Annotated in this window: 28 protein-coding genes; 13 read left to right on the top strand and 15 right to left on the bottom strand. The window is 67.9% G+C overall.

The window, feature by feature from the left end; genetic code table 11:
* Window positions 1–21: 21 nt before the first annotated feature.
* Window positions 22–492, bottom strand: a complete 471-nt coding sequence (locus tag UCD39_RS15290) for a hypothetical protein (protein ID WP_330496820.1) — start codon at window positions 490–492, stop codon at window positions 22–24.
* Window positions 493–766: 274 nt separating this feature from the next.
* On the opposite strand from UCD39_RS15290, the gene UCD39_RS15285 reads away from it, so the two are divergent.
* A complete protein-coding gene (locus UCD39_RS15285; RefSeq protein ID WP_330496819.1) occupies window positions 767–1,504 on the top strand; it encodes a FadR/GntR family transcriptional regulator in 738 nt (245 codons plus the stop codon).
* A gap of 21 nt (window positions 1,505–1,525) precedes the next feature.
* On the opposite strand, the gene UCD39_RS15280 is transcribed toward UCD39_RS15285, so the two are convergent.
* On the bottom strand, window positions 1,526–4,216 hold the full coding sequence (locus UCD39_RS15280; protein ID WP_330496818.1) for a glycoside hydrolase family 3 C-terminal domain-containing protein: 2,691 nt from the start codon (window positions 4,214–4,216) through the stop codon (window positions 1,526–1,528).
* Between the two features lie 346 nt (window positions 4,217–4,562).
* Between UCD39_RS15280 and UCD39_RS15275 the strand changes: the two genes are divergently transcribed.
* Complete coding sequence (locus UCD39_RS15275) at window positions 4,563–5,636, top strand: alpha/beta hydrolase (protein WP_330496817.1); 1,074 nt, start codon at window positions 4,563–4,565, stop codon at window positions 5,634–5,636.
* Window positions 5,637–5,851: 215 nt separating this feature from the next.
* Here the strand turns inward: UCD39_RS15275 and UCD39_RS15270 are convergent, their stop codons facing one another.
* The gene (locus tag UCD39_RS15270; protein WP_330496816.1) at window positions 5,852–6,856 is read right to left on the bottom strand and encodes an alpha/beta hydrolase family protein; all 1,005 of its coding nucleotides are present in this window, start codon (window positions 6,854–6,856) and stop codon (window positions 5,852–5,854) included.
* Window positions 6,857–7,097: 241 nt separating this feature from the next.
* On the opposite strand from UCD39_RS15270, the gene UCD39_RS15265 reads away from it, so the two are divergent.
* Together UCD39_RS15265 and UCD39_RS15260 are read left to right on the top strand one after the other, a co-directional pair.
* A complete protein-coding gene (locus UCD39_RS15265; protein WP_330496815.1) occupies window positions 7,098–7,697 on the top strand; it encodes a hypothetical protein in 600 nt (199 codons plus the stop codon).
* Window positions 7,658–7,906 (top strand): LytTR family DNA-binding domain-containing protein, encoded by a 249-nt coding sequence (locus UCD39_RS15260; RefSeq protein ID WP_330496814.1) that lies wholly within the window; start codon window positions 7,658–7,660, stop codon window positions 7,904–7,906. Before UCD39_RS15265 ends, UCD39_RS15260 begins: the two co-directional genes overlap by 40 nt.
* A 31-nt stretch (window positions 7,907–7,937) precedes the next feature.
* Here the strand turns inward: UCD39_RS15260 and UCD39_RS15255 are convergent, their stop codons facing one another.
* Together UCD39_RS15255 and UCD39_RS15250 are read right to left on the bottom strand one after the other, a co-directional pair.
* Window positions 7,938–8,228, bottom strand: coding sequence for a bestrophin-like domain (locus tag UCD39_RS15255; protein WP_330496813.1), 291 nt, complete (start codon window positions 8,226–8,228; stop codon window positions 7,938–7,940).
* Window positions 8,228–8,698 (bottom strand): hypothetical protein, encoded by a 471-nt coding sequence (locus UCD39_RS15250; RefSeq protein ID WP_330496812.1) that lies wholly within the window; start codon window positions 8,696–8,698, stop codon window positions 8,228–8,230. The genes UCD39_RS15255 and UCD39_RS15250 overlap by 1 nt, the downstream gene beginning before the upstream one ends.
* 175 nt (window positions 8,699–8,873) lie before the next feature.
* Between UCD39_RS15250 and UCD39_RS15245 the strand changes: the two genes are divergently transcribed.
* From UCD39_RS15245 to UCD39_RS15235, 3 genes are all read left to right on the top strand, one after another.
* The gene (locus UCD39_RS15245; protein ID WP_330496811.1) at window positions 8,874–9,272 is read left to right on the top strand and encodes a nuclear transport factor 2 family protein; all 399 of its coding nucleotides are present in this window, start codon (window positions 8,874–8,876) and stop codon (window positions 9,270–9,272) included.
* Between the two features lie 44 nt (window positions 9,273–9,316).
* Window positions 9,317–9,676, top strand: coding sequence for an ArsC family reductase (locus UCD39_RS15240; protein WP_330496810.1), 360 nt, complete (start codon window positions 9,317–9,319; stop codon window positions 9,674–9,676).
* Between the two features lie 198 nt (window positions 9,677–9,874).
* On the top strand, window positions 9,875–10,069 hold the full coding sequence (locus UCD39_RS15235) for a hypothetical protein (RefSeq protein ID WP_145733786.1): 195 nt from the start codon (window positions 9,875–9,877) through the stop codon (window positions 10,067–10,069).
* Between the two features lie 141 nt (window positions 10,070–10,210).
* Here the strand turns inward: UCD39_RS15235 and UCD39_RS15230 are convergent, their stop codons facing one another.
* Window positions 10,211–11,263 (bottom strand): hypothetical protein, encoded by a 1,053-nt coding sequence (locus UCD39_RS15230; protein WP_330496809.1) that lies wholly within the window; start codon window positions 11,261–11,263, stop codon window positions 10,211–10,213.
* A gap of 780 nt (window positions 11,264–12,043) precedes the next feature.
* On the opposite strand from UCD39_RS15230, the gene UCD39_RS15225 reads away from it, so the two are divergent.
* Window positions 12,044–12,211, top strand: coding sequence for a hypothetical protein (locus UCD39_RS15225; protein WP_330496808.1), 168 nt, complete (start codon window positions 12,044–12,046; stop codon window positions 12,209–12,211).
* A gap of 16 nt (window positions 12,212–12,227) precedes the next feature.
* On the opposite strand, the gene UCD39_RS15220 is transcribed toward UCD39_RS15225, so the two are convergent.
* Window positions 12,228–13,190 carry an ROK family protein gene (locus tag UCD39_RS15220; RefSeq protein WP_330496807.1) on the bottom strand — a complete coding sequence of 321 codons (963 nt, stop codon included), beginning with the start codon at window positions 13,188–13,190 and terminating at the stop codon, window positions 12,228–12,230.
* 304 nt (window positions 13,191–13,494) lie between these two features.
* On the opposite strand from UCD39_RS15220, the gene UCD39_RS15215 reads away from it, so the two are divergent.
* The 3 genes from UCD39_RS15215 to UCD39_RS15205 all read left to right on the top strand — a co-directional run bounded on the left by UCD39_RS15215 (window position 13,495) and on the right by UCD39_RS15205 (window position 16,102).
* Window positions 13,495–14,166, top strand: a complete 672-nt coding sequence (locus UCD39_RS15215) for a hypothetical protein (RefSeq protein ID WP_330496806.1) — start codon at window positions 13,495–13,497, stop codon at window positions 14,164–14,166.
* A gap of 207 nt (window positions 14,167–14,373) precedes the next feature.
* Complete coding sequence (locus UCD39_RS15210) at window positions 14,374–14,688, top strand: hypothetical protein (RefSeq protein ID WP_330496805.1); 315 nt, start codon at window positions 14,374–14,376, stop codon at window positions 14,686–14,688.
* A 340-nt stretch (window positions 14,689–15,028) separates the two neighbouring features.
* A complete protein-coding gene (locus tag UCD39_RS15205) occupies window positions 15,029–16,102 on the top strand; it encodes an OmpA family protein (RefSeq protein WP_330496804.1) in 1,074 nt (357 codons plus the stop codon).
* Window positions 16,103–16,284: 182 nt separating this feature from the next.
* On the opposite strand, the gene UCD39_RS15200 is transcribed toward UCD39_RS15205, so the two are convergent.
* Both UCD39_RS15200 and UCD39_RS15195 read right to left on the bottom strand, forming a co-directional pair.
* A complete protein-coding gene (locus UCD39_RS15200) occupies window positions 16,285–16,542 on the bottom strand; it encodes a response regulator transcription factor (protein WP_330496803.1) in 258 nt (85 codons plus the stop codon).
* Window positions 16,539–16,946, bottom strand: a complete 408-nt coding sequence (locus UCD39_RS15195; RefSeq protein ID WP_330496802.1) for a response regulator — start codon at window positions 16,944–16,946, stop codon at window positions 16,539–16,541. Before UCD39_RS15195 ends, UCD39_RS15200 begins: the two co-directional genes overlap by 4 nt.
* Before the next feature lie 594 nt (window positions 16,947–17,540).
* Between UCD39_RS15195 and UCD39_RS15190 the strand changes: the two genes are divergently transcribed.
* Window positions 17,541–18,284 (top strand): LuxR C-terminal-related transcriptional regulator, encoded by a 744-nt coding sequence (locus UCD39_RS15190; protein WP_330496801.1) that lies wholly within the window; start codon window positions 17,541–17,543, stop codon window positions 18,282–18,284.
* Between the two features lie 162 nt (window positions 18,285–18,446).
* Here UCD39_RS15190 and UCD39_RS15185 read toward each other — a convergent pair whose 3' ends face one another.
* From UCD39_RS15185 to UCD39_RS15175, 3 genes are all read right to left on the bottom strand, one after another.
* Window positions 18,447–19,196 carry a protein phosphatase CheZ gene (locus UCD39_RS15185; protein ID WP_330496800.1) on the bottom strand — a complete coding sequence of 250 codons (750 nt, stop codon included), beginning with the start codon at window positions 19,194–19,196 and terminating at the stop codon, window positions 18,447–18,449.
* Window positions 19,197–19,265: 69 nt separating this feature from the next.
* The gene (locus UCD39_RS15180) at window positions 19,266–20,135 is read right to left on the bottom strand and encodes a 23S rRNA (adenine(2030)-N(6))-methyltransferase RlmJ (RefSeq protein WP_330496799.1); all 870 of its coding nucleotides are present in this window, start codon (window positions 20,133–20,135) and stop codon (window positions 19,266–19,268) included.
* A 112-nt stretch (window positions 20,136–20,247) separates the two neighbouring features.
* The gene (locus UCD39_RS15175) at window positions 20,248–20,952 is read right to left on the bottom strand and encodes a transglycosylase SLT domain-containing protein (RefSeq protein WP_330496798.1); all 705 of its coding nucleotides are present in this window, start codon (window positions 20,950–20,952) and stop codon (window positions 20,248–20,250) included.
* A 475-nt stretch (window positions 20,953–21,427) separates the two neighbouring features.
* On the opposite strand from UCD39_RS15175, the gene UCD39_RS15170 reads away from it, so the two are divergent.
* Window positions 21,428–22,759, top strand: coding sequence for a methyltransferase (locus UCD39_RS15170; RefSeq protein WP_330496797.1), 1,332 nt, complete (start codon window positions 21,428–21,430; stop codon window positions 22,757–22,759).
* 8 nt (window positions 22,760–22,767) lie between these two features.
* On the opposite strand, the gene UCD39_RS15165 is transcribed toward UCD39_RS15170, so the two are convergent.
* From UCD39_RS15165 to UCD39_RS15155, 3 genes are all read right to left on the bottom strand, one after another.
* Window positions 22,768–23,493: an LrgB family protein gene (locus tag UCD39_RS15165; RefSeq protein ID WP_330496796.1), complete on the bottom strand. Its 726-nt coding sequence runs from the start codon at window positions 23,491–23,493 to the stop codon at window positions 22,768–22,770.
* Window positions 23,490–23,915 carry a CidA/LrgA family protein gene (locus UCD39_RS15160; protein WP_330496795.1) on the bottom strand — a complete coding sequence of 142 codons (426 nt, stop codon included), beginning with the start codon at window positions 23,913–23,915 and terminating at the stop codon, window positions 23,490–23,492. Before UCD39_RS15160 ends, UCD39_RS15165 begins: the two co-directional genes overlap by 4 nt.
* Before the next feature lie 150 nt (window positions 23,916–24,065).
* Window positions 24,066–25,181 (bottom strand): hypothetical protein, encoded by a 1,116-nt coding sequence (locus tag UCD39_RS15155; RefSeq protein WP_330496794.1) that lies wholly within the window; start codon window positions 25,179–25,181, stop codon window positions 24,066–24,068.
* Window positions 25,182–25,444: the final 263 nt, after the last annotated feature.

The following is a 25,444-nucleotide window of genomic DNA, read 5'->3' as shown; positions in this document are numbered from 1 at the left end:
GCCGCACATCGCGCTTGCCGATCACTTTACCATGGCGTTGTCGACGTCGCTGAAGTCGCCCGGTGCGGCGGACTGCTTGCAGGCGTAGCCGGGGCCCCATTGCACCAGGCCGTTCTTTCCCAGGATATAGGCCAGGTCCCATTGGCCCATCTTGCTGGCGCGGCAGGCGAGCAGGCCTTCCTCCAGGGTGGCCAGGGGCAGCAGCGTGCCATCGGCCTGCATGGCGCTGGTGATGGTGCTGAACTCACCTGGCACCCGGGACTGCTTGCAATCATAGCCGGGGCCCCATTGGACCAGGCCGTCCTTGCCGGCGATGTAGGCCAGGTCCCAATTCCCCATTTTGTTGGCGCGGCAGATGGCCAGGCCTTCCTTGGCGGTCGCCAGTTTGATCTCTCCCGCCGTGGCGGTTTTGGCCGTTGCCGGCACTGACGCGGCCATGGCCAGGGCGATCAGGCTCGCGGCGGGGAAACACAATGCGTTCATCATTTTCATGGGGGGCTGGATTCCGGCTTGGTTGGGACGGGCGGCGCCGGACACAGCATGGGCCATGCCAACCTGAGACCCTCGCGGTCTGGCCGTTCCCCGCGTGCCTGGCCGGTTTGGGCCGTGCGCCGGACAGTGTCGGACATGTCGGACGTGTCCGGCGTCGAGGCGGAAGGGGCGGTGCGCGCGAATACACTCCTTGAAAGGTCGCCAAGGCTCGCGCGAGGAAGATGAATACTTTAAAACTGGGCGATGATTGAACCAGCCGGGCGGAACCTGTCGCATGGATGAAATGATGGCCGGCCTGGCGCGCCTGGGCCGGGGGTCACCCATAGGCCGGTTGCACGGCGCGTTGGCCCGGCAGCTGGGCATCGACATCGTCACCGGCCGCTACCAGCCGGGCGATGTGCTGGGCAACGAGATCGTCAATGCCGAGCGGATGAAGGTTTCCCGCTCCGCCTACCGCGAGGCGTTGCGCATCCTGGCGGCCAAGGGGCTGGTGGAAAGCCGGCCCAAGAGCGGCACCCAGGTCTGCGCCCGGTCGCGCTGGAACATGCTGGACCCCGACGTCCTGGCTTGGCACTTCGCGGCGGAACCCGGCAAGGACTTCATCTATAGCCTGTTCGAACTGCGCCTGATCGTGGAGCCGGGCATCGCCGCCCTGGCGGCGGAACGGCGGACGGAGAGGCAGTTGGCCCGCATGACGGCGGCCCTGGACACCATGGACCACCACACCCTGGCGACGGAGGAAGGGCAGGCCGCCGATGCCGACTTCCACGACACGCTGCTGGAGGCCAGCGGCAACCCGCTCATCGGGTCGCTGGCCGTCAGCATCGGTGCCGCGGTGCGGTGGAGCACCATCCACAAGCTGCGCGAGGGGGTGGTGCCGCACGAGCCCATTCCCCTGCACCGCCATGTCCTGGAAGCGGTCGCCGCCCGCGATGCGCAGGCGGCCCGCGACGCCATGCGCCGGCTGATCGATGAGGCGCTGCGGGACACGGCCCAGTCCTTCAAGGCCTAGACGGGGCCGCGTCCCGCACCGTCACCGCTCGATGGCCAGCGCCGCCGTGGTGGCGAACTGCCCTTGCTGGCTGGGCACGCCGCTGTCCGGCTGGCCGGAACCGACGCTGACTTGATACGTGCCAACCATGACCTGGCGCTCACCGTCGCGGGTGACGAAGCTGAGGTCGCGGGGTGACAGATCGAACGACACCGTGCGGCTTTCGCCCGGCGCCAGGGACAGGCGCTGGAAGCCGCGCAGCGCCAGGCGGGGTGCCCCCTCGAACGCCGGCGGCTTCAGGTACAGCTGCGCCACCTCGTCGCCCGCGCGATCACCGGTGTTGGTCACCGTGGCCGTCACACGCACGCCGTTCTCCGCGCCGCCGTGCGTCGGCTGCACGGTCACGGGGCCGTAGTCGAAGCGGGTGTAGGACAGGCCGAAGCCGAAGGGGTAGACGGCCTTGCCGGTGAAGTAGCGATAGGTGCGGCCCGTCATGGCGTAATCGTCGAAGGGCGGCAGGTCGGCCACGCTGCGGTAGAAGGTCAGCGGCAGGCGGCCGGCCGGGTTGGTCTTGCCCGACAGCACGTCGGCGACGGCCAGGCCCCCCGCCTGGCCGGGGTACCAGGCCTCCACAATGGCGGCGGCGTTGTCCTTGGCCCAGGACAGATCCAGCGGACTTCCGTTCAGCAGGACCATCACCACCGGCTTGCCCGTGGCCTTTGCGGCCTGCAACAGGCGGCGCTGCTCCGCCGGCAGGTCGAGGGAGGTCTTGTCGCCGCCGGCGAAGCCCTCGATCTGGCGCTTCATCTCCTCGCCTTCCAGGTCGGCGCTCAGGCCCACGGCGGCGACGATGACGTCGGCATCGGCCACGGCCGCGGCCAGGTCACCGTCAGCGGTGGCAGCGGCTGCGGCGGGCGCCACCCGCTTCCACAGGAATTCCACCCCGCCCATGCCGTGCACATCGGTGGCGACGCGGATGGGATAGCGCTTGCCCTTTTCCAGGGTCATGGTTTCCAGCTTGGGCAGGTCGCCCCACAAGGGTGTGCCCAGGTCTACGCGGCGACCGTCGAACTCGAACTCCCCGCCGGAGAAGCCGGTCAGGCCCAGGCGGTAGGTGCCTGATTCGGGGGGTACCAGGAAGCCCGTCCAGACCACGCGGTAATTCTCCGCCACCGCCTTCTGGTCATGGCCGCTGCCACCCACCTGCGCCTCCACCCGCGTCAGCGCGGGCTTGGCCGCCACCTCCAGCGGTGGCATGAAACCGAAGGGCGCGTCCGGCGCCGGGGCCTTCACCGGGCCGGTGGCGTTGAAATATTGCGCCCGCACGCCCGGCTTGCCGTCCGGCGTCACCAGGGCGGAGGTCGGCACCGGGTCGCCGTCCATGACGGTCTCGTTGAAGGGAACGTGGGTGACGCGGGCGCCCGGCATCACCTGGCGCAGGCCGTCCAGCACCGATACCGGCGGGGCCGACAGGGCGGAGGAATAGTTGCCGCGCAGCACGCGGGTGGAATTGCCGTGCGGGCCGATCACCGCCACCTTGACGCCGGGCTTCAGCGGCAGCACGCCGTCGTTCTTCAGCAGCACCATGCTTTCGCCGGCCACCTTGCGCGCCAACTGCTGATGCTCCGCCGTGCCGATGGCCTGGACGGGGACGTCCTGCTTGGGACGGGCCAGGCCGGGCAGGTCGCCGTTGCGATAGCGGGCGGAGAACAGGCGCACCAGCGCCAGGTCAATGTCCGCTGCACCGATCAGGCCGCGCGTGTATGCCTCCTTATAGCGCGCCGCCAGCCCGCCGCCCCCGCCGAACAGGGTGGCGACGTTACACTCGTTGTCCACCCCGGCCTTCAGGGCCGCGGCCACGGCGGCCGCCTGGTCGGGCGCGTATTTATGATTGTCGGCGATGTCCTTCACCGCGTCGCAATCCGATACGACATAGCCGGTGAAGTGCCACGCGCCGCGCAGGTGGTCTTTCAGCAGAAGGTCGCTGGCGCAGGCCGGCTGCCCGTCGATGCGGTTGTAGGCGCACATGATGGACCCGGCGCGCGCCTCCACGATGGCGGCGCGGAAGGCGGGCAGGTAGGTGTCTTCCAAATCGTGCGGCGACACGTACACGTTGGCGGCATGACGGGTCGATTCCGGGCCGCTGTGCACGGCGAAATGCTTGGGCGTCGCCACCACGTCCGGCAGGTCGGGGTTGGGGCCCTGCATGCCGCCGATGAAGGCGACCGCCAGGCGCCCCGTCAGGTAGGGATCTTCGCCATACGTCTCCTGGCCGCGACCCCAGCGCGGGTCGCGGTAGATGTTGATGTTGGGCGACCAGGTGTCCAGCCCGGTGCCGATGCGGCCCAGGTGGCCGGTGGCGCGGCCCAGGGTGTGCAGGGCGCGCACCTCCACGCTGACGGTCCCGGCGACGTCATGCACCAGCGGCGCGTCGAAGGTGGCGGCCAGGCCGATGGGCTCGGGGAAGTTGGTCGTGGGGACGGCGCCGATGGCGCCGTGCAGCGACTCCGTCCACCAATTGTAGGCGGGGATGTCCAGCCGGGGGATGGCGGGCGCCACGTTCACCAACTGGCCCAGCTTCTCATCCAAGGTCATGCGGGCGACCAGGCCTTGCGCCTTTTGCCAAGCCTCGCTGACGGCCGATGAGGCGGGCGTGTCGGCCCGCGTCTGCGGCGCCAGGGCGAAGAAGGCGGCGCTGAACAACAGCGCGCGCGTCAGGGGGCGATAACGCATTGTTTCCTTCCCATTCCTTGTTTTCTTCCTTGTTCCCATGGCGTCGACCATGAGGGCCGCCTAGGGCCAAACGAGGCTGTTCGGGGGCCGTGGGGCTGCCTTGAGCACCTGTTCCATCCGCCCGCGCCATCACCTCCGCGCATCTTGACACCAAACCCAATACTCAGACAATTAATCATTGTTAGCGCTCACATTGCGCCAACCACTCCCCCATTCGCACGGATGACGGGGCAAGAACGGGAGGATTCCAACCGGGGGCGGGTGCCCCGGGTCATGGATTTTGGCCGCCGTCGAGGCGGTGCGACGGTGCGGACGGCGACGAACAATTCCAAACAGGGAGGAACGAATGAGGAAGGCGGCTTACGGCCTGGTCTTGGCAATGGCGGCGTTGGCGGCGGGTGGTGGCCCATCCCAGGCGCAGGTGGCGACGGAGGCGCCGGCGACGGTGGTGGGGGCCCGCCCGGTGACGGTGGAGCACCTCCTGGTGCATGCCCCGACCTTGGAGGGAAACCTGGAGGGCGAGGCCGTGGACCGTGACGTCTATGTGCTGCTGCCGCCCGGCTACGCCGCCAATCCGCACAAGCGCTACCCCGTGGTCTACGCCCTGCACGGCTATTCCATCGGCGCCGCCCAATGGATGGCCGAAATCCATGTTCCGCAGACGGTGGAGGGGGCGTACGCCCAAGGTGCGCGGGAGATGATCGTGGTGCTGCCGGACGCCAAGACGGTGCACAACGGTTCCATGTATTCCAGCTCCGTGACCACTGGCGATTTCGAGACCTTCATTTCCCGCGATCTGGTCGCCTATATCGACGGTCACTACCGCACCATTCCCAAGCGGGAGAGCCGGGGCTTGGCCGGCCATTCCATGGGCGGCTATGGCACCGCCCGCATCGGGATCAAGCATGCCGACGTTTTCGGCGCGCTCTACATGCTCAGCCCGTGCTGTCTTTCGCCGCGCGCCTTGGGGCCGATCGACCCCAAGACCTGGACGCTGCTGGAAAGCCTGAAGGCCCCGGCCGACTCCGCTACCCTGCCGTTCATGGCGCGGGCGCAGTTGGCCACGGCCGCCGCCTGGTCCCCCAACCCCCACAACCCGCCCCTTTACCTCGACCTGCCGGTCAAGGAGGGGGAGCCGCGCCCGGACATCCTGGCCAAATGGGCGGCCAACGCGCCGCTGGCCTTCCTGGACCAGTATGTCGGGGCCTTGCGCCAATACCGGGCCATCGCCATCGACGTCGGCGACCAGGACAGCCTGAAGGTCGATGCCGGCAAACTGCATGAGGCGCTGGACAGTTACCGCATCGCCAACAGCTTCGAGATTTATCCCGGCACCCACACCAGCCACGTCGCCTTCCGCATCCAGGAACAGGTCATCCCGTTCTTCAGCCGCGCGCTCGATTTCAACGAAACGCCTTGACGCCCCCGACGTCTGCGGGACTTGCGGTGGCCAGGCGCCCCTTGCCTGCGCGGGCGCCTGGCCACTACAGTACTGCAACGATAGAGGGTGGAATGCGCGACAGGAACAGCAAGCGGTGGGGGCTTGGCCGTGCGGCGTGGGTGCTGCTGACGGCGGCCGCCTTTCTTGCCGTCCTGTTCTGGGCGCGCACCGGCCCGTGGCACTCCTGACAGGCGTCACAGCGTTTTCTGGAAGAAGGCCACCACGTCCCTGTTGAAGCGCTGGTGGAAGGCGGTGCGGTCGAAGCCATCCTCGCTTTCACAGATGCGCGGGGCGGCCTTTTCCAGGATGGCGGAGCACGGCGCCAGGAAATCGAAATGCCGGGCGTGCGGCACCACATGGCTTTCCGGCGGCTGGGGCAGGGCCTGCCGCACCGCCTCGGCGTAAAAGGGGTGCGGCAGGATTTCGTCATCTTCCGCCCGCCAGAGCTGCACCGGCACCCGCACCGCCTTCAATCCATCTGTCGTGAAGGCGAAGCCCATCGCGGGGGCGGTCGCGACCACGGCGCGGATGCGGGCGTCGGCCGGACGTTCCGACAGGCGCGCGGCGGCCGGAACGACGCCCCCCTGGACGTTGGCCATGATCAGTTGGCAGTCGAAGAAATCGGGATGTGCGGCGCAGTGGGGGCCAATCCTGGCCAGATCGGCATGGCCGCCGGCTGCCGCCAGGACCGTGTAACCGCCGGCGGAAAAGCCAAAGGCGCCGACGCGCGCCGCGTCGATGGCTTCGGCCCAGGTGGCCGTCATGTAGGTGATCAGCAGGCTCAACTGACGCGGGCGGTTGGCCAGGTCGGTGGCGCGGCTGTGGTCGTTCACGTTGTCGCCGGTATGGGTCAGCGCGGCGACAATGAACCCCGCCTCCGCCAGCGCCTCTGCCGTGTCGGCATGGCCGGTGGCGGTGCCGCCATTGCCGTGGGACATGACGACCAAGGGCAGGTGCCGGCCAGCGACGGGCGCGTTCAAGGCCACGGTTTCGGTCAGCGGTCCCACCGGCGTGGGCTGGGCCGGGGCGTCGGTTGGATACCATACCGCCACCTCCACCGGGGCGGCGGCGCCATCCGGCATGGACAGCCAGCGAAAGCCCACGGCGGCGGATGCGGGCAAGGACGACAAGGCCGGTTCGGCCAGGGCGAGGGTGATCAGGGCACGGGTGATCAAGCGAGCGGCGGATGTCTTCAGCATGAGGGGGATTCCGATGCATGACGCCCGTCACAGGGCCGGGCACCCCCCTTTGTCGGATGATTTCCCAGGAAAATCCGCCGCCCATGCGCCAATGGGCGACCGGGTTCGGCGCTGGGCGAGCGGGCAAGAGACAGCCCCTCCCATCGCGGCGGGACCGCCAACCATGCTATGAAGCCGTGGTGGGGTATGGGGGCTTGGGGCAGGGCATGGACAGGGGAACGCGCCACCGCGCGCCGGGGTGATGGAAGAGGGCGCGCTGGGCGACCGCCGCGCCTGGATGCGGGCCTTCGCCGCCGCCACCCTCCTGGGGGTGGTGGTCGGCCTGGTGGGACCGTTCGGCAGTTTCTACAACGACTCCTTGGCGATTCTCGTCGGCTATTGGGTGGTGGCCCTGTGGCTGGGCACCGGCTTGCTGGGCGTGGCGCTACGTTGCGCCTTCCTGCGGTCGCGGACATGGCCGCCCGCGCGCGCCGCGGCCTTGGTGGCGCTGGCGACGGTCCTGGCCGCGGTGCCGCTGGCGGTGCTGTGCCGGCTGCTGGCGCAGGCCCTGTGGCCCGGGCCCATCAGCCGCATCGGCTGGCCGCTATGGTACGGCCAGACCTTGTTGATGTCGCTGTGCTGCGCCGTGGGCTATGGCGTGCTGGGGGGTATCTGCGCCGGGCGTCGCAGAGGCGGCCGCCATCCGCGGGAGCGGCGGTGGAGATCCAGCCGGTCGCGGCCCCGATCACCGGCCGTTTCCTGGACCGGCTTCCGTCCGCCCTGGGCCGGGACCTCCTCGCCCTGCAGATGGAGGATCATTACGTGCGGGCCCACACGGCCCAAGGCTCCGCCCTGGTGTTGATCCCCTTGCATCAGGCGGTGGCGGAACTGGACGCGGTGCCAGGGCTGAGGGTCCATCGGTCGTGGTGGGTGGCGCGTCACGCCGTCACGGCCGTGGTGCGGGACGGCCGCAATCTTCGCCTGCGCCTCTCCAACGGCATAGAGGCGCCAATCGCCAGGGCCAGTGTCGCCACCGTGCGCGCAGCCGGTTGGCTGGACGACCCGGGCTAAGGGGCAGGGCCGGGGGGAGGATTGGGGGTGATCAGCGCATTCCCGATTTCAGGTCGAGCAACGGCTGTTGCGACACCTGGATGGCGCCATCGCGCGGGCGGTCCAGGTCAAGGATGACGACGACCGCCAGCGACAGCAGCGCCGCCAGCAGGGTGGTGGCCAAACGGTGGGGGCGCCCACCCGCCGCCAGCATATAACCCAGCATGACCATGGACAAAGCGGCGTACAGCAGCAGTACGCCCAATACCCGACCGGGAATATGGGCGGCGCGGGCCGCCGCGCGCGATCCCGCCAGGTCGAAGGCATCGTTCATGGCGTCCATCAGCCCACGCGCCAGCAGGGGGAGGAGTCGCTGCGCACCGCCCGACCGGTTACCGCCCAGAGTTGGCCTTGTAGGGCGCTGGTGGCCGCGATGTCATTGTCGGCGCCATCCGTGTCGGACCAAGCCAGGCGGATATCGACATACCGGCGCAGCAACTCGCGCAACTCCTGCCGTTCCGGTTCTTCCAGCAAGTTGGCGCGCAGCCACACCGTGCCGATGGCGTTGGCCTCGCGCACCACGAGATCGCGTCGCCCCTCGAACCGGTTGAGCGACAGGGAAAAGGTGAAGCCCAGCAACAGCGCCAACAGGCCCAGGACCGCGGATAGGATATGATCCGGCGGCGCGCCTTTGCCCTGATGGCGGGCGGAGAGCCAGAGTTGGCCGCGATAGCCCACCTCCACCCCGACGGCCAGCGTGGCCATGAACAAAAGTCCCACAAGTGCCAGCGGTGCCGCCTCCACCCAGGTCATCCCCGTTTCCATCCTTGCCGGCCCCCCGTTCTTATTTGGCGGCTCCATTAGACGGAGTTTCATCCCAGTGGGGAATAGGGCCAGTGGGGAATAGGCGGCATGCCGAATACGGGCGGCGACGGGGCTGTGGCATGCCTGATAAAGGGGCCCGCCCCCCTTTCAAGGATCATCCGTCATGACCCTGTACCCGTCTTCCGCGAGTCCGACGCCGGCCCAAGTGGTGGACGGCCAACTCCGCGCCTACAATGCCAAGGACATCGATGGCTTCATGGCCTTCTGGGCGGACGACGCGCGACTCTACCAACATCCCGACACCCTGCTGGCCAGTGGGGCGGCGGAGATCAGGGCGCGCCATGTCCTCCGCTTCCAGGAACCCAACCTGCATGGCCGCCTGCTGCACCGCGTGGCGGTGGGCGCCACCGTGGTCGACCATGAGGTGGTGACCCGCACATTCCCGGAGGGGCCCGGCACGGTGGAGGTGATCGGCATCTATGAGGTGGTGGCGGGCCGTATCAGCCGCGCCTGGTTCACTCTGGGAACACCGTTGTTGGGTGGGGTGGCTCCGTTGGGCTAAAGGAAACCCAGGTTGTCATCACGCGAAACAAGGAGGCCCCAACCGTGCCCGTCACCCTGTATGGCATCAAGAACTGCGACACGATGAAAAAGGCCCGCGATTGGCTGGCCCAGCGCGGGATCGACTACGCCTTCCATGACTATAAGGCCGAAGGGATCGACACGGCCCGGCTGGAGGCCTGGTGCGCCGCGCTGGGATGGGAAACAGTGCTGAACCGTGCCGGAACCACTTTTCGCGCGTTGCCGGAGGCGGCGCGCCAGGACCTGGACGCCGCCAAGGCCGTGGCCCTGATGCAGGCCCAGCCCTCCATGATCAAGCGCCCGATTCTGGACCTCGACGGCACGCTGATGGCCGGCTTCAAGCCGGAACGGTATGAGCAGGTGTTCGCCGCCGCTGGGCGCTAAGCCGGGTGGACTCCATTCCTGGGGGCTGCCACGCCGCTCCGCCCCCAGGGATGGCGTGTTCTCCTGATGAGGCCAAAAAAGGAACAGGAGAAGAACATTTCCGCTTGATGTTCCCAGAACGTTCCGGCAACACTAAGCCCATGAACGGCTGGGCGCGCTAAAGCGCCGGCCCCCGATAGACAAACGGTGGAGGGGTAAATGGCGTACATTGCGGTCCACGACACGATGCACGGTGTCGGCTTTGCCCCGAAATCGGCCCTGCTGCGTCGTCGCGCGCTGGGGCGGGCCGGCGCCAACGGCGGCCGGCTGGTGCGGGACTTCCTGGCGTTGGCCAGTTTGTTCGCCACCCTCTACGGCGCGGTGGTCATCCTCGGTGCCGCCATGGGCGGCTGAGACCGTCCGCCGGGCGCCCACCGGGCAAACAGCCTCCTTTACAGGTGCTGGCCTTAAACGAAACACCCCGCCCAGGTTTCCCTGGGCGGGGTGTCGTCTATTTGCACTTATTGAGCGCTGAAAGGGGATGTGGCCTAACCCTTAACGGCGCTGTGCCCGGTGGTAGGGGATCGGAATGGGCCGGGCCGCATGTTCTTCCTTGCGGCTGGCGGACATCTCGATCTCCATGCGGGCGATGACCTTGCGCAGCTCATGCAGCGCGTCGGTCAGGCCCTGCATGCCGCCCTCAGGGTTGGCCTTCCAGGCGGTATATGCCTCGGCGCTGCGCTGGGCGGCGGCGGTCATACGCTGGTCGGCCGGTTCGGTGGGCGTCTCGGCCGCTTCCAGGCGGGCGGCGTTGCGCTGCTGCTGGCGATACGGATACTCCGACCCCACTGGACGGTCGCCGCCATAGGGGCGATCCAGCAACTGGTCCATGGTGTCCGTCTCGACCGGGGCGCGTGATGGCTGACGGTCGCCGTAGGGACGCTGGCCCTGGCTGACCGCCGGCGGCTGGCTGCGCTCTTGCGCGGCGTTCGCGACGGCCGCCCCGGTCAGGGTGCGGCGTTCACCGCGGGCCTGACGATCACCGAAGCGGTCACCACGGGGTTGTTCACCCTCACCGCGATGTTCGCGGTCGGCGCGGGGCTCCCGGCCTTCCTGCGTGCGGCCATGACGGTCACCACGGGCGGGGCGGTCGCCACCGGCGGCGCGCGGCGCGCGCTGCGGCAGCTCCGTGCTCGGCACCATCGGCACCGGGGCGGCGGGGGGCACGGCGACAGGCGCTTCCACCACTACCGGCTGCTCCAGCGGCAGGGTGGGCGCCGGGGCCGGAGCGTCGGCGGCGGGCGCCTCCGCATTCGCGGCCTTCACCGCCTTCGGGGCCGGTGCGGCCCCAGCGGCTGGTGCCTCGCCTCCCTCACTGGGCTGCGCCGTTTCGGCCTTGCGCACGATGTAGGAAATGGCGCTGGGCGTGCAGTCGAATTCACGGGCGATGGCCGACAGGGTGGCGCCGGCACGATACCGTTCCAGGATGGACGGCCACGCGGACTGCGGGATACGGCCACGGCGCTTCGGGGCGTCGCCATCGGCTTCCTTCACGGCACCTTCCTCGCTCTGTATGTCGCTAGGCTGCCACAGGGGCTCTTGGGTCATGTCTGTCACACATCATCAAAAGGCCGGCAGCCGACGATGGGGCCGACCCGGCAGTCACGGACGGGTGTGCGCAAGGCGCGCCTGAGACACGGACCAAAGTCCGCCGCCATGGCGTCCCCTGATGTCGCCGCCGTTCCTTTACGACAGGCGGGCCACACCTTTAAAAGGCGATATTCAAAACCCTGAAGTATTCAAATGTCTTTGCAAAAAAGACGAAGAATACCAACGTCACGCCATGCGGGTTCCCGCCCGAAGGGCGACGACGCCAGGTTTATGAAAATCCGTTTGAACTGAAGTGCCGGGTCGCCGTTGCGAATGTCCGCCAGGGCTAACCAATGACACCCAAGTCCTGACCTTTATTTAAAAGAAAATCCCCGGACTGCAAGCGCTGATTCTGCGGTTGTCGCTCTTTTTTAAAAACTAAACCTCCGACTTGCCCACAACCCTCCGGATACCCGTGGCGATGGGCCATGATCAGGCCCCTGTCAGCGGGCCGGCCTAGGCGGAAAGGCCGTATTTTTAGGGTCGCTCCGGGCTCGGACAGCCGTTTCCGTCACCCGCCGCCCGTCATCGGGGCCCACCCCGCGACCCGCCACACCGTGTGGTGGGCGACTCAGGTGAAAATTGGCCCCATGGCCTTGTCGGGCGGGGCCGGCGCTGTTATGCCCCTGGTCCATGACCAAGCGATCTTCCGCGTCCCGTTCCCGTCCCGGCCGCCCCAGCGGCAACCGCCGCGGCGGCGGCATACCGTCGCGCCCCGCCCCACGACCGGCCAGTCCGGTGTCTGCCCGACTCACGCCCAAGGCCCGCTTGCACATGGTGGCGGCCGGCTTGGTCATCGCGGGGGCGGTATTGATCCTGGCGTCGCCGGCGATATGGGCGGCCATTCTGGCCCTGGTGCTGTTCGCGGGGGCAGCTGGCACCCTGGTCCTGGCGGGCCGGGCCTGACCGTTCGCCGGTCCGGTCAGCAGGGGGCGGGCCAAAGCCAGGCCGCGCCGCGTACACCACTGGAGTCCCCGTGACGCGCCCGCCGTATCGGCGTGGTGACATCAGGGGAGAAGCACCAGGCGGCGAGGCGCTGCGGCAAGCGCTGATACAAATGGTCCATGTTGGACAGGCCGCCTCCCAGGACGATGACGTCCGGGTCCAGCAGGTTCACCACACCGGCCAGGCCCCGCGCCAGCCGGTCGACATGACGATCCAGTGTCGCCCGTGCCGCCTCGCTGCCCGCCGCTGCCAAGGCGGCGATCTCGATGGCCGGCAGGGTGTTGCCGGTGACCCGGGCATGGTCCTGCGCGAGGCCGGGGCCGGATAGCCAGGTTTCAAGACAGCCGCGCCGCCCGCAGTAGCAGTCCGGGCCGGGGCGTTCGTCCTCCCCACCCGATGCCGTGGGCGCCTGGGGCCAGGGCAGGGGGCTGTGTCCCCATTCCCCGGCTGCGGCATGCCGCCCGGTGACAATGCGCCCCTCCACCACCAGGCCGCCACCGCAGCCGGTGCCCAGGATGGCGGCGAAGACGGTGTGGCACCCGGCGCCCGCGCCATCGGCGGCCTCGGACAAGGCCAGGCAGTTGGCGTCGTTTTCCAAGCGCACCGGCCGGCCGATGCGCGCCGCCAGATCACGATCCAGGGGATGGCCGATCAACCAGGTGGAGTTCGCGTTCTTCACCAGCCCGGTCAGCGGCGATATCGCGCCCGGAATGCCCACGCCCACGCTGGCCTGCGTGTTGGTCCGGTTCATGGCTCGGCGGCCGCCGGCCGGCATGATCTCACCGTCCAGCCAGGCCACCAGCCCCGCCACGGCATCGATCGTGGCGCGATAATCGTTGCGTGGGGCGGGGATGCGGCGGCGGGCCAATTCCCGCCCGGTGTCGTCCAGGGCCAAGCCCTCGATCTTGGTGCCGCCCAGGTCGATGCCGATACGGGGCATGCGTCTTTCCTCAATCCTGTCGGGGTATGACGGTGGAAAAGGCTGTCGCTGGTGGCCGCAACCCTCCCTTATGGGCTATGCCGCGCCCCAACTCTTGCTCATGGTGGGCTTGCGGGGCTAAATGTACAAGATGTGGTGGATGCGGGGGCCTGATCGCGGGCGTTCCCCCAGGCCCTGACGGGCAGGGGGATGTCTTCATGGGGATGTGCCGCGCCGCCGCCACGATAATGACCGACCTTCCAATGAAGATGGAACCCCGCGCCATGACGCGTGCCCGTTTGTTCGCCGCCCCCTTCTTTCCCTGGTGCTGGCCGTCACGGCCATAGGCGCCCCCGCCTTCGCCGCCGACAAGACGCCGGCGAAGAAGGCCGCCGCCACGTCCAAGAAGGGCAAGGCCGCGCCGGAAAAGGCCGCGAAGACGCCTAAGGTGTCCGGCCCCTGCTATTCCCCGGCGGAGTTCGACGCCGAACAGGCCATCCGCTTCCACACCCGCCTGATGGTCATCGGCCTGACCTGCCAACAGCTGGGCGGCAACTACGAAGGCCTCTATGTGCGCTACAAGAAGTTCACGCTGGCGCACAAGACCCAGATCATCGCCTGGGAAGACGCGCTGATCGCGCGCTATCGCAAGACGTCCAAGGGCAACCCCAACCGCGCGCTGGACACCCTGCGCACCCATCTGGCCAATGAGATGTCGCAGCACATCGCGGCGGTATCCACCGACGTGTACTGCGCCCAGCATGCCGACAGCCTGGCCCAGGCTGAGCTGATGAGCGACGCGGACGTGGTGAAGGCCGTCACCAATGACGCCGTGATCCGCGTGTCCGAACTGCCGCGCTGCGACCTTCCGCCGCCGGTCATGGTCGCCGCCACGGCCAGCGACCGCATCACGGGCCCGACGCCCGCCGTCGCCCCCGCCGCCGTCCCCACCGCGGTTAAGGATACCGCCGGTGCAGCCAGCGGCGCCTCGCATTAAGGGTACCGCCACGGCTCATAGGGTCCCGCCCGGTTATCCGGACGGGGCCCGGTCGGCCAAGCCAAGTGGGCGATGGCTAAGGGCCGGGTGACAAAGTAACGCTATGCCCTTTAGCGTGCTGGAAATCGTAATGCTCTGGGCTGTTTAATCCCGCCTGCAAGTCGGCGCCCTCCACGGGAGGCGCGCCCGATTAAAGGAGAACGGGTTATGCCCAGTACAGCAGCTGTCCGCGAGGATACGGATATTATTCCGGCCGGCGGTGGCAGCCTTGAATTTTTGACCACCCATTCCCATGGGGGCCCCCAAGGGGCTGAGGCCGGGCGCCGGGCGCCGGCGCTGCCGGAACCCCCGGCCTATGTCATCGAAATCGACGAAGAGGCGGTGGGGCTGGTCACCGCCCATCCCCAGGGCGTGTCGTTCCACGCGGTGGACATGCGCGCCCTGGCGCTCGAAGGGCAAGTCTTCACCGACGCTGCGGCCGCTCGCGCTGCGGCTGAATTGGCTTTTTATGGTCGTGAGTGACATTGGGGCTAACTAAAGCCCTAAGACCATGCAATATGCGATATGCGGATGGGGCACCCGCTACTTATGCAAACCGCGCCCCTTGAAAAATCCTGCCTCAGTTTAACCTTAATTCCATCCGATTAACGGTCTGTCCCGATGGGCCGAACGGCGTAGCTCACAAGGCTGGGTTGCTCCCGCTCCGGCGTTGAAGGATTGAATTAACTCAGGACGTTGTCTAACCCTGCCTCACGGCGGGACAATCAAAGCGCCACGTCCTGGCGCAAAGGGTAGTCTTAATTCAACTGAGGGTTCCTTCGGGAAGAACTAAGCCCTCGGTCAGAAGGAGGAGAAAAGACGAATGAAACTCCGTCATTCATTACTGTGCGCGGTGTTCGCGCTCGGTCTGCCGGCCACCGCGCTGGCGCAGACCAACGAAGGCTACTACCTGGGTGCCCAGGCCGGTGTGAACTGGGCCGACAAGACCGACCTGAAGGGCTCGACCTACACGGACAAGGCTGACTTCACCACGTCGCCGACCGGCCTGGTCGAGGGTGGCTACAAGTTCGGCAACGGCGTCCGCGTCGGCCTGGAAGTGGGCTACGGCGGCAGCACCGTCGGCGACATCACCGGTGGTGGCCCGGGCCGCGCCGGCGGCGCCGGTGACGTGACCGCCCTGACGTTCATGGCGACCACCTATTACGAGTTCAACGTCGACAGCCCGCTGCGTCCGTATGTCGGCGCCGGCATCGGTTTCGGCCGCTACAAGTTCGACGGCGTGGGCGACCTGTACACGCCGGGCCTGTCGGTGGAAACCTCCACCACCGCCTTCACCTACCAGCTGGCCGCCGGCGTCGCGTACGCGCTGAGCGACAACCTGGACTTCACCGTCGGCTACCGCTTCATGGGCACGCCGGAGACGACTTACGAGCCGTCGAACGCGCCGCGCTTCAAGGCCGGTTACCAGAACCACTCGGTGCTGGTTGGCCTGCGCTACACCTTCGGTGCCCCGCCGGCCGCTCCGGCGCCGAAGCCGACCCCGGCCGTGGCCCCGCCCGCTCCTCCGCCCCCGCCGCCCCCGCCGCCCCCGCCGCCGGCTCCGTCCATTTCGCGGAACTTCACGGTGTTCTTCGACTGGGACAAGACGGACCTGTCGGCTGACGCCAAGACCGTTCTGGACAACGCCGCCAAGGACGCTGCCACCGGCCACATCACCAAGATTCAGGTCACGGGCTACACCGACCGCTCCGGTTCGGACGCTTACAACCTGAAGCTCTCCATGCGCCGTGCCGAGGCTGTGAAGGCTTACCTGACGTCCAAGGGCGTCGGCGCCTCCATCGCCACCGACGGCAAGGGCGAGTCCGATCCGCTGGTTCCGACCGCGGACGGCGTGCGTGAGCCGTCCAACCGCCGCGCCGTCATCATTTTCCCCTGATCCAACTGGGGAACGGGTGACAGCCGGGCCAGGGGATGAAGTTCTCCTGGCCCGGCTATCCCCGTCATGATGAGGACGCCACCGGATCGGTCCCATGGGCTGTCCGGTCGGTTGAAAATAAGAAAGGGGCGCCGCCCGATCCGGGCGGCGCCCCTTTCTTTGGGCGCGATAGACCAGGAAGCTCAGGTCAGGGGTCCGATACCGCGCTGGATGGCCCAGACGGCGGCCTGGGTGCGATTCTGCGCGCCGATTTTGCGCATCACGTTCTTGAAGTGCATCTTCACCGTGGACTCGGTGATCTCCAACCGGCGGGCGATGGACTTGTTGGACTGGCCCGCAAGCAGGCAGCCCAGGATTTGGATTTCGCGGCGGGACAAATCCGCGGTGGCGGCCACCAGGTCCGCCGGGGTGGGGCCCTGCGGCTGCTGCGCCTGGGTCACCAGGGCTGTCGCGCGCGGGGGAACACGGCGTCGCCGGCCAGGATCAGTTCCAGGGCGTCGCGCAGGGTGGCCACGCCGGATGATTTGGATAGATGGCCGTCCATGCCGGAGAACAGGCTGGCCTTCAGCACCGAGTCACTGGTGTCCGAGGTCAGCACCGCGATTCGGGGCTGAGGCGCGGCCGCGCGCAGGCGCCGCATCTCGCTGGCGACACGCGGTGGATCAATGCCCCAGGGGTCGACCATGATCAAATCAGGCGCCGGGATGTCCCGCAGCACCCGTATTGCTTCTTCGACCGAGGGCACGGGCGGTAACAGCTGGAAACTGTCCTCCCCCAGCAATGTACCGAGCGCCGCCCCGAACAACTGATCCTGGTCGATCAGAAGAACGCTGCGGGCCGTCATTGCCAATTCCCCCATGGTGATTGCTGTCTCCCCCACCGGAGACTGTTTATTAAAAATTTTATTAACATTGTCCCCGATACTCATTAAATGCCGACGCTAACCTGTTAACGGCCTATTCGCCCCATCGCCAGGTAATAGATCGCCAGTTCTATTGCGACAATCCTATGGGAAAGTGACCCTGAACGCCATGTTTCTGTTGCGGCATGTCTGAAAACGGGTCACAGTCTGTCACATCGCTAGATGGATCGTTTGGCCAACCGGGAATCGGAGAGATCTGTCGGGGTACCTCGGCAGCGATGGGGTTCCGGAAAAAAAAGGTTAGGCGCGCCCCATTTTGGCCGTGATCCGATGGTCATAATGGTGTTGATGTCGCTAACCAGTCAGGCTCACGCGTTCATCGATGCTGTTGGGGTCGGTTTACAAAGCTGCCGGTGCCAACGGGCGATCATCACGGGGCGCATCCGCGTTCCTGATGTCAGATGATGCGGTTTGGATGGCCTGGGCCGGAAGTGGCCGGACTCAAACGTGGGGTTTCAGATGATGAGCATAACCGCGCGTTTTCCCGGGACTGTCAGCAGTCTAGCCGAGGATGGTTTGGAAAACGGAATCGCCGGTGTGGGCGCCTCGCCCCGCCACCGCACTTTTCTCGTCGTGGATGGCCAGGCCCTGGTGCGTCGTGGCGCCGCTCTGATGCTGACCAGCCAGTTCCCTGGCTCTTCGGCGCTTGAGGCGGGTACTGTGGAGGAGGCTCTGGCCCAGGCCATGTCCGCCCCCGGTATCGATCTCGTGTTGCTGGACCTGGACAGCCTGTCCGGTAGCCGGGTCGAGGCGATCGCCCAGCTGACATCGGCGTTGGGCTCCGTGCCTGTCGTGGCGGTGTCCGCCGTGCAGGAGGGGGATGAGGTCATCGCCTCCATCCGCGCCGGTGCCCGTGCCTATGTGCTGAAGACCGGCCCGACCGAGGTGCTGGAGCGGACGCTGACCCTCATCCTGTCGGGTGAGAATTACGTGGCCATGCCGCGCCAAGCCCTGACCGCCGCCTTGGCGGGGGTGCGCGGCGCGTCGGGCCCCGCCATGGGGCAGGCGCCTGCCGGTCGCGAGGCCGCGCTGGCCGACCGCCTGACGGAACGTCAGCAGGATATTTTCCGCCTTATCCTGGCGGGCTGCTCCAACAAGGAAATCGCCCGCGAGCTGGGCGTGTTGGAAGGCACGGTCAAGGTTCACGTGCGCGCGGTCATGCAGAAGCTGGGCGCGAAGAATTGCACGCAAGTGGCCGTGGCCGCTGCGCGCAGTGGATTCGGCAGCATGGCCTTCATGGCCGGCACGCTGACCAACTAGGGCGCGTCATCCTGAATACTCCACGCCCATGGGCGTGGGATACGGTGCAGGGGCCCCTTGGGCCCCTGTTGCCGTTTTGGGTACCCGGCAGTTCCGCCGCCAGATGCGCCGTGCGCCGGTCCACCGGCGTGAGGCAAGCCTCAGGCCGGTGGGGGCAGGAAATCAATCAAACAGCGCGTCGATATCCGCCTGCGAGATCGTTACGCCGCCATCCTTGACAGGCCCGTGCAGTTCCAGGCCCTCGTCATGCTTATGGATGGACGGGGGCAGGGGCATGGTCTCGAACTCCTTGGTGTTCCAGACCGACATCATGGCCTCCACCCGCTCCTCGATGAAGCTCAGGGCCTGCACCACCTTGGTGATCCGCTGGCCTGTGAGGTCCTGGAAGTTACAGGCCTCGAAAATGCGCAGCGTGACTTCGTTCAAATCCTTCAGGCGCGAATTCTGATAGCCCTCCGGCAGCTGGGAGCGGACCTCGTTGACGATGTCGTCGATCTCTTCCGCCGCCTGGATGATGCTGTTGGTGGCGGCCTCGGTCGAGGCGACGACGGCGGTCAGCTGCTGGCTGGCCTCCATGAAGGTGTCGTCCTTGGCCAGCGGGTGGCGCAGGGCCGCCATTTCCAGTTTGGTCGCCTTGATCCGGCCGGCGATGTCTGCGATTTCAACGTGGATCGCTTCAATCTGGGTATGGTCGGTGTTCAGGAAGCGGTCCAGCTTCTGGCCCAGGTGCTGGATCGCTTCCATCACCTCCGACGTGTCCAGCCGAATCTCCTGCGCCGGGGTCAGGGGCGCCAGGGCCGCCGGATTCAGGGCGGCGGATGACAGCGACAGGGAGTCAACGGTGCCGGGTTGCTCCTGAGCGCGCCGCTGCCGCTGTATCTCCGCCATGAAAGGCCGCTGACCGTTCGCCATCCGCAGGATCCTCTTTCCCGTCTCGTCCACGTCTGTCGCGGTCGGTAACCTAACCTAAAGGCTATGCCCTTAGGCGGTACTTTCCCCGGCGACCCATTCAACATGGGCGATACCTTGGGTGAAGCCAAGGGCCTGATGCAGGGCGGGCAGCATTTGCTGCAAAGTTTCATCCAATTGCCAGGGCGGATTCACCAGGATCATGCCGGAACCGTTCAGCCGATCCACCCGGCCGTCGTCGTTCCAGGTCAGTTCCGCCGCCAGAATCTTGGGAATGCCGCTGTCTTCCAGCCGCTGATGCAGGCGCCAGGCGACGGCGCGGTCCTTGATGGGGTACCACAGGGCGTAAATGCCCGTGGGCCAGCGCCCATGGGCCAACGCCAGGCCGGCCACCAGGCGATCGAAATCATCCGCGGCCTCGAACGGCGGGTCGATCAGCACCAGGCCGCGCTTCTCCTTGGGCGGAAGGTGGGCCTTCAGCGCGGTCCATCCATCCATGTGATGCACGGCCACCTGGCGGTCCCCGCGAAACACCTCTTTCAGCGTCCGCGCGTCCTCGGGGTGCAACTCCGCCAGGACCAGACGGTCCCCCGGGCGCAGGAAGGCGCGCGCCAGGCAGGGTGAGCCGGGGTAGGTGGTGATGGCGGGGCCGGCGCCCGCACCGGCGCGCACGACATCCAGGTAAGGGGCCAGGACAGCGGCGGTCGCCGCATCCAGGCCACCGGCATCGGCGGCCTGCAGCAGGCGCTGGATGCCTTGGGCTGCCTCTCCGGTGCGGGTGGCTTCATCCCCCGTCAGGTCGTAGCGGCCAATGCCGGCGTGCGTGTCCAGCACGGCGAACGGATTGGCCTTGGCGGTGAGGCGGGTCATCAGCAGCGCCAGGATGGCGTGCTTCATGACGTCGGCCGGGTTTCCGGCGTGAAAAGCGTGGCGGTAGTTCATGGGCCGGGAGCATGCCAGCAAACCAAGGTCAGCGGCAATCCCAGCGGCGTTCTGGAAAAGCAACAGGCCGCCCGGGGGCGGCCTGGTTCATCAGCGGCGTTGTCGGGAAGGATCAGCCCACCGGCTCGCTGGTGGCGTTCTGGTATACCCGGCGGGTGCGCGGCGTCACCGCGGTGCTCGCCTCATCCGAGCAGCCATTGCCGTCGATCAGCGAGGCATTGATGGAATTCAGGCTCACCAAGTTGCTACGTACCTTGCAGGCATAAGCGTGCGCGGTCTTGCCGCTGCCGCCATTGTACCGGGCCACGGCGGCGGCCCAGCTGCCGGCGGTGGCGCGCAGACGGGCCAGCATGCGGGCCGCGTACTGCACATTTTCCTTGGGATCGACGATCTTTTCCACGGGGTGGAAGGCCGCCTTGTGATCGGACAGCGACAGCTGCATGCAGCCGGCGGTCACATCCTGGCGCAGGTTACCCTTGGGGTCGCGCAGGTACTTGGCGGCGGCGGTGGGCGTCGACACGAAATGGGCGGTGCCCTTCACGTTGACGGCATACGCCTCGGATGAAATCGACTGCCCGCTTTCCACCAGGGCCACGGCCAGCAGCAGACCGGACGGCACGCCGGCCTCTTTCTCCGCCTGCAGGATGTGATCCAGGCACGCGGCGCCAGCGGGGGCGGCGCTCATCAAGCCCAGGCCGATGAACAGGCCGGCGATGGCGGTCTTGAAGGAACGGAGGGTGGGACGGATAGCGCTATCTGAGACGGATTCTGACTCCCGGCCTAGAAGGGCGTCGCTCTGGCGGCGCGCGATCTGCATGAGAGTCCTCCATCATCGTCGGTGGCGTATCGGCCCAATGCCGTCACGTCCACAAGGCGTTTTGTGCCGGTTTCCCGGGGCACATTCCCGCTGGCGGGCGGGTCATTCCGTCAGGCCACCGATACTCAGTGCGGTGACCGCTCCCTAACCGAATGGGTCAAACTGCCGGTGATGGATGTCCGTAAGGCCTATATCCATGCATCGGCCGCATAGCAATTGCAGACAAAACGCAGCAGGTCAATAAAAAATATGACCGGAGTGTGGCAGGCATGCCACGCCGCCGCGCTGTCAGCCGGGGCACCTTGCCCCATGTTGCTCTGGATTCCAAGCCCTTAGCGTGCGTCATGTTGACCCCGTGTGAACTGCTTTTGCCCTACGAATAGCGTACCGGCACGGGTTGCCCCCCAGGAATGGAGACGCCATAAGAGGTGCCCGACCCCCTACCGCCGCCCCACCCTGAAAGTCGATTCCCGCCATGCCGTCCGATCCCCTGTCTGATTATGAGCAATGCATGGTCCGGGCCTACGACGCCCTGGACCACGGCGACACGGTCGCGGCGGAAACGGCGCTGATGGAGGCCGTGGCCCTTGTTCCTGACGCCGCGGAGGCGCGGGGCGCGTTGGGCGCGCTGCTGCGCCGCGAGGCCCGCTATGCCGAGGCTGAAGGTCATTTCGCGGCGGCGGCGGCGGCGGAGCCGGCGCGCCCGTCCTGGGTGCTGGACCGCGCCCGCTGCCTGGCCGATGCCGGCGACGTCGACGGCGCCTGGGCCCTGGTGTCGCGCTTGGTGGAGGATCGCGCGGACGATGCCGCCAGCCATCGCCTGGCCGCCCGGCTGCGGTTGGCGCAGGGGGATGCGGCCGGGGCGCTGGCCCATGCGCGCGAGGCCCGCTTCCTGGCGCCCCATGACCTGGAGGGCAGTGTCGAGGTCGGGCAGGTGCTGGTGGATGCCGGCGATCCCCTGGCCGCCGCCGAGATGCTGGAACCCCTGTTGGCCCATGCCCACCCGGCCGACCCCGCCCGCGCGGCCGCGCTGGTGCTGCAAGGCCGCGCCTGGGCCGCCCTGGCGGAAGGGGAGAAGGCGGCCCGCCGCTGGCGTCAGGCGCTGGAGGCGGATCCGGAGGATGTCGGCGGCGCCGCCCGGCTCCTGGCCGGGCTCGAAGCCGCGGCGGCGGCGGGCGGCGGCGGCCTGACGCCCACTTATATCAAGGCGCTGTTCGACCGCTATGCCGACCGTTTCGATAGCGACCTGACCCAGAAGTTGCGCTACCAGGCGCCGCGCCTGTTGCGCCAGGCGCTGGACGCGGTGGGCGTGGGCGCCGGCCTGGACATCCTGGACGTGGGGTGCGGCACCGGTTTGGGCGGTGTTGAGGTGAAGCCGCTGGCGCGCCACCTCGCCGGGGTGGACCTGTCACCGCGCATGGTGGAGCATGCCCGCGCCCGGGGCCTGTACGACCGGCTCTGGGATGCCGACCTCATGGGCGCCCTGGCCGAGGCCCCTGGCGCCTGGGACCTGGTGCTGGCGGCTGACGTGCTGGTCTATCTGGGGGACCTGGCGCCGGTGTTCCAAGCGGCGGTCCTGGCGCTGAAGCCGGGCGGGCGCCTGGCCGCCACGGTGGAACGCTGGGAGGGGGAGGGCCCCTACGCCTTACGCGAAAGCCGTCGCTACGCCCACGCGCGGGAACACGTGCTGGCCGCCGCCGCAGCCGCTGGCTTGGCGGTGGAGCACTTGGCGCCGGTGGCGCCGCGCTGGGAAAAGGGCCGCCCGGTGGACGGCCTGCTGTTCATCCTGCGCAAGGCCGGCGCCTGAGAGGGGCCTCAGAGCAGCAGCGCCAGCAGGATGGGGACCAGCAGGGCGGTGATCAGGCCGTTCAACGCCATGGCGATGCCGGCGAAGCTGCCGGCCAGCGGGCTCAGTGTGTAGGAAACGGCGGTGCCCACGCCGTGGGCGGCCACGCCCATGGACAGGCCCTTGGCCCGGTCGTCCCGCACCTTCAGCCAGCGCAGCAGCAGTGGCCCGAACACGGCGCCGATGATTCCCGTCACCATGACCATGGCGGCGGTCAGCGACGGGATGCCGCCAATGGTTTCCGATATGCCCATGGCGATGGGCGTCGTGACCGACTTGGGCGCCAGCGACAGCACCGTCTGCCTGTCCGCCCCCAGCGCATGGGCGATGAAGACGGCGGACGCCGCAGCCGTGACGGACCCGGCGACCAGGGCGATGGCCAGTGGCACGGCGCCGCGCCGCACGTCGGCCCGGTGGCGCCACAGCGGTACGGCCAGGGCCACGGTGGCGGGGCCCAGCAGGAAATGGATGAACTGCGCCCCATTGAAATAGGTGGGATAGGGCGTGTTCGTGACCAGCAGCAGGATGACCAGGAACAGGGACGCCAGCGCGACGGGGTTGGCGAAGGGGTTGCGGTTGGTGCGGACATGGAGCCACACGCCGACCAGGTAGGCCACCAGCGTCGCCGCCAGCCACAGCAGCGGACTGGCCGACAGATAAACCCAGATATCGCCCAGGCCCGTATGGCCCATCATGACGCCCTCCCGCTGTCCTTATCCGTATCGGTATCGAAAGGATCGCCGCGATCGGCCTCATTGGGCGGCGAGGCCGCCTTGCCGCCAAAGCGCCGGTCGGCCCACAGGAAGGCGTAGGCGGTGACGGCGATGGTCAGGGCGGAACTGCCGACCAGCGCGGCCACGATGGCCGGCCCCTGGGTCATGAAGCGCTGGCCATGTTGCACGATGCCGACGGCGGCGGGCACGAACAGCAGGGACAGGTTGCTGAGGATCACGTCAGCGGTGGTGCCCATGGTCTTGTCGGGACCACCGCGCCAGGCGAACCAGGCGACCAGCAGCAGCAGGCCCAGCACCGGACCTGGTAAAGGCAGGTGCAGGCCATGGGCCACGATTTCCCCGATGAGCTGACAGACAACCAGCGTGGCAAGCGCGCCGACCATAGCGTACTCCGGCATGTGAGGCGGTTTCAGGCTTGAAAGCCTGACGACGCCTGACGCGGTGGGTTTGGTGGAGGGGATTGTTGGGGGCAGGCTGGACCGATTGCGCCGCCGGGGTCAACGGGCGTGGGACGCGGGGGTGTCCCGCGATTTCTACCGGCCGCCGGTATAAGTATCGGCGGTGGCAGGGGCGGGGGAGAGGGGGACCGGCCGCGCCTCCTGGGTCGTCAGGTCCAGCCCCTGGGCGCCCAGCCGCGCCTCCAGCCAGCGGGCGTCCGTCGCCAGGGTGGGCAGGGGGCGACTGGCTTCATCCGCCGGGGCTGGCGCGCCGGGGCGAAGATGCGCCAACGTCATGCCGCTGGCCTCGCGGAAGCGGTCCAGCGCCGGGCCCAGGGGATCGCTGGCGTCGACGCCGGGACGCAGGCGTGCCAGATGGGCACGCCAGCCTGTGATGGGCGCGCGGGGCCCGCGACTCAGCACCAGGGCCGCGCGACAGCCGCGCAACCGGTCCAACCGCTCCGCCAGCGTGCCCGGATCACCGGCGGCGTCCAGCACCAGAACGCCAAGGCGGTTCAGGGTCAGGCCCTGCACCAGGTCGTTCGCGCCGGCCCACGCGTTCTCCGCCTTGTCCTCCACCCCAAGGCCCAGGGCCAACAGGCGGTGCAACGCGCGGGCGGCGGCGGCCTTGGCTGTTTTCGCCCCGCGTCCCGTCCAGGCCGCCAGATGGGGCACGCTGGCCATCAGGGCGCGGCGCTCCGCCTGGGCGGGGCCGGTCAGGCGACCATCTGGCGCCAGGCCGCCCATGGATGGATCGGCCGGCACCAGGCTGGTGACGACAAACAGGTGGAAAGGCTGCATCCGATGGCGTGACAGAAGGGCCGACCAGGGGGAGGGGCCCGGCGGCGCGTCGCCGGCGGCGTCCGCCAGCACCAGGCGTGGCGGCACCGCCATGCCCGGGACGGCGAAGGACCAGGGTGTGTCCAGGTCCAGGAAGCCATAGTCGGCGCGGCCGTCCTGCACGCCCCGGGGGACGGCGAAATCGTAACGCCAGGCGACGCCCTTGCCTTCGGGCAATTTGCCCAGCCAGCGGGGCGGCACGGGCAGGCCCACGCCGCTAACTTTCAAGTCTGGCGGCTCATCCTCGCCGTCCGTGACGATCACGGCGCTGATGCGCCAGCGGTCGCCCTGACCGCCCCGGGCCAGCAGCAGGGGCCCCAGCAGCAACTCGGGCTGGACGGGCCGTCGGGGGATGGAGGCGCGGCGTTTCATGGCGGCGGACCATGGACGACGGGGCCCGGCCGGCGCAAGGGTCAAGCGCCCATCCTATATCTTAAGCGGACCCGTATCTTAAGTGGACGTGAGGGGCGGCCGACAGCGCCCGCGTCTGGCGCCACGCTGCTTTGCGTTGTGGCGTGTCACGGAGTCCTTGGCTTTTGCGGTCCATGCCCGTATGGTCCGCCTCGCCTGAGTGGCCGAGGGGCCCCCTGGCGCATGGTTGTGGTCGTCTCCGCGTTCCAGGAGTCGACGCCAGC

The organism is Nitrospirillum karajorum (assembly GCF_036348415.1).
GTDB lineage: Bacteria > Pseudomonadota > Alphaproteobacteria > Azospirillales > Azospirillaceae > Nitrospirillum > Nitrospirillum amazonense_B.
The sequence above is the reverse complement of the archived record's forward strand: the minus strand, read 5'-3'. Positions and strand labels throughout refer to the sequence as shown.

Coding starts and splice junctions, on each gene's coding strand:
- UCD39_RS15220 (WP_330496807.1), bottom strand. CDS start 13,190: ATGCCCCGTATCGGCATCGACCTGGGCGGCACCAAGATCGAGGGCTTG.
- UCD39_RS15155 (WP_330496794.1), bottom strand. CDS start 25,181: ATGAAACGCCGCGCCTCCATCCCCCGACGGCCCGTCCAGCCCGAGTTG.
- UCD39_RS15285 (WP_330496819.1), top strand. CDS start 767: ATGGATGAAATGATGGCCGGCCTGGCGCGCCTGGGCCGGGGGTCACCC.
- UCD39_RS15270 (WP_330496816.1), bottom strand. CDS start 6,856: ATGCTGAAGACATCCGCCGCTCGCTTGATCACCCGTGCCCTGATCACC.
- UCD39_RS15170 (WP_330496797.1), top strand. CDS start 21,428: ATGCCGTCCGATCCCCTGTCTGATTATGAGCAATGCATGGTCCGGGCC.
- UCD39_RS15255 (WP_330496813.1), bottom strand. CDS start 8,228: ATGGACGCCATGAACGATGCCTTCGACCTGGCGGGATCGCGCGCGGCG.
- UCD39_RS15265 (WP_330496815.1), top strand. CDS start 7,098: ATGGAAGAGGGCGCGCTGGGCGACCGCCGCGCCTGGATGCGGGCCTTC.
- UCD39_RS15160 (WP_330496795.1), bottom strand. CDS start 23,915: ATGGTCGGCGCGCTTGCCACGCTGGTTGTCTGTCAGCTCATCGGGGAA.
- UCD39_RS15175 (WP_330496798.1), bottom strand. CDS start 20,952: ATGCAGATCGCGCGCCGCCAGAGCGACGCCCTTCTAGGCCGGGAGTCA.
- UCD39_RS15165 (WP_330496796.1), bottom strand. CDS start 23,493: ATGATGGGCCATACGGGCCTGGGCGATATCTGGGTTTATCTGTCGGCC.
- UCD39_RS15245 (WP_330496811.1), top strand. CDS start 8,874: ATGACCCTGTACCCGTCTTCCGCGAGTCCGACGCCGGCCCAAGTGGTG.
- UCD39_RS15230 (WP_330496809.1), bottom strand. CDS start 11,263: ATGACCCAAGAGCCCCTGTGGCAGCCTAGCGACATACAGAGCGAGGAA.
- UCD39_RS15205 (WP_330496804.1), top strand. CDS start 15,029: ATGAAACTCCGTCATTCATTACTGTGCGCGGTGTTCGCGCTCGGTCTG.
- UCD39_RS15250 (WP_330496812.1), bottom strand. CDS start 8,698: ATGACCTGGGTGGAGGCGGCACCGCTGGCACTTGTGGGACTTTTGTTC.
- UCD39_RS15180 (WP_330496799.1), bottom strand. CDS start 20,135: ATGAACTACCGCCACGCTTTTCACGCCGGAAACCCGGCCGACGTCATG.
- UCD39_RS15235 (WP_145733786.1), top strand. CDS start 9,875: ATGGCGTACATTGCGGTCCACGACACGATGCACGGTGTCGGCTTTGCC.
- UCD39_RS15195 (WP_330496802.1), bottom strand. CDS start 16,946: ATGACGGCCCGCAGCGTTCTTCTGATCGACCAGGATCAGTTGTTCGGG.
- UCD39_RS15280 (WP_330496818.1), bottom strand. CDS start 4,216: ATGCGTTATCGCCCCCTGACGCGCGCGCTGTTGTTCAGCGCCGCCTTC.
- UCD39_RS15185 (WP_330496800.1), bottom strand. CDS start 19,196: ATGGCGAACGGTCAGCGGCCTTTCATGGCGGAGATACAGCGGCAGCGG.
- UCD39_RS15290 (WP_330496820.1), bottom strand. CDS start 492: ATGAAAATGATGAACGCATTGTGTTTCCCCGCCGCGAGCCTGATCGCC.
- UCD39_RS15210 (WP_330496805.1), top strand. CDS start 14,374: ATGCCCAGTACAGCAGCTGTCCGCGAGGATACGGATATTATTCCGGCC.
- UCD39_RS15275 (WP_330496817.1), top strand. CDS start 4,563: ATGAGGAAGGCGGCTTACGGCCTGGTCTTGGCAATGGCGGCGTTGGCG.